The following is a 1300-nucleotide window of genomic DNA, read 5'->3' on the forward strand; positions in this document are numbered from 1 at the left end:
TTTTAATAATTTTAGGAATCGCGTATTAGCTTGCTGGTCTGATTAGATAAACTTATAACCATAAGTTCAGGAGAGCCTTGCGCACTTGCAAATCATGACCTATCAGTTGACTTTGCCATTGATGTTCAAAAACTTGGCAGAAGTCATCGACAGAGCAAAATAGTTCTTCTACAGTAGGCATAAGGTAATCCAGGTTACTTGGTTGGTTGGTACCTCTAGGCTACCTGTTTTGCCCCTTTTTTGGTTTTTCCTTATCCCGAACTCACGTTAGCTAGGAACGTTGCCGGAGCAACGTTGCAGCTCTGAGGCCACGTTGATAAAAGTGACGCTTATTACGAGTTAACTTCATTAACTCTTCGACGGGTTCAGTATATTTTTCGAGATAATTCATTCACTGTTGGCTATCATTCCCACTGCCGAATGTACTACGTCGGCGATAAGTTCTTTGGGGTTCTTTGGCGCGAGAAACATACTTTTGTAAATGCTTTTTTTTGACGATAGTGCCTTCAATAAGGTCACAGCTATAGGAAATTGTCATCAATAAAATCATCTTAATTAGTCTGTCTGCTGTTAACCCTGTACCTTCGCGCGTTGTAGCCCCCAGCTTTACAATCACCAAACATTTCTTCAATTCCCATTCTTTGCTTGTAAGCAGCGATCGCTTGCGGTAAAGTACCTAGGTTAGTTAGAATAAACCACACTTGATCAACTGTCCATCCTTGATAATTCCTTTTCCATTTGCAGGCGACATCAAATCCTGCGATTGGCTGGGTTTGTCTAACTTTTATTCCTTGAAAGTACAGAGAGGTTCCCGGTGTAATACCTAACTCATCTAACCTTAGCCAAATCAATTTTTCTGTTTCTATACACTGATTCCGTTTGAGTCGCAAGCAAAAATATACATCCTTCTCCCTCAACCAGTTTGCCAGCTCTACTGAACAAAACTCTCTATCCTCCAGCACAATGATTTTGTAATCTTTAAATAATGGCAAAATAGCTGAAATAGCTATTTTTTGTTCGTTGACATTACTGCTTCCTCGTTTTGGTAACAGCGATCAAGATAAAGGAATTGCTCTTCGTTCCCAAATCAGACTGACCATAAACAGATTAATAGCTCCCCATTGACTGCGGTCGATGGCGATCGATAACTTCTGTCCGGGTTGGCAGTATGTTGTTAACCAATAGGTAATTAGGGGAAACCACAGACAGGTTAAGGTGAGCTGGCAGGGTAAACGCATCTAAATTAAGTTGACATAAAATCATATTTGTGCCTGAGTTATTCTCTGAAAAAACCCTTCTT

The 1300-nt window shown here is 40.4% G+C and carries 2 protein-coding genes; both read right to left on the minus strand.

Annotated features, from left to right (window positions below; all coding sequences use genetic code 11):
• Positions 1–551: 551 nt before the first annotated feature.
• Positions 552–992: a transposase gene (locus tag QUA53_RS29000; protein WP_333101321.1), complete on the minus strand. Its 441-nt coding sequence runs from the start codon at positions 990–992 to the stop codon at positions 552–554.
• Between the two features lie 115 nt (positions 993–1107).
• Positions 1108–1300 (minus strand): hypothetical protein (locus QUA53_RS29005; RefSeq protein ID WP_333101319.1); only part of this gene is annotated, 193 nt, incomplete at its 5' end.

Origin of the sequence: Microcoleus sp. Pol12B3 (assembly GCF_036701355.1) — a bacterium.
Classification (GTDB): domain Bacteria; phylum Cyanobacteriota; class Cyanobacteriia; order Cyanobacteriales; family Microcoleaceae; genus Microcoleus.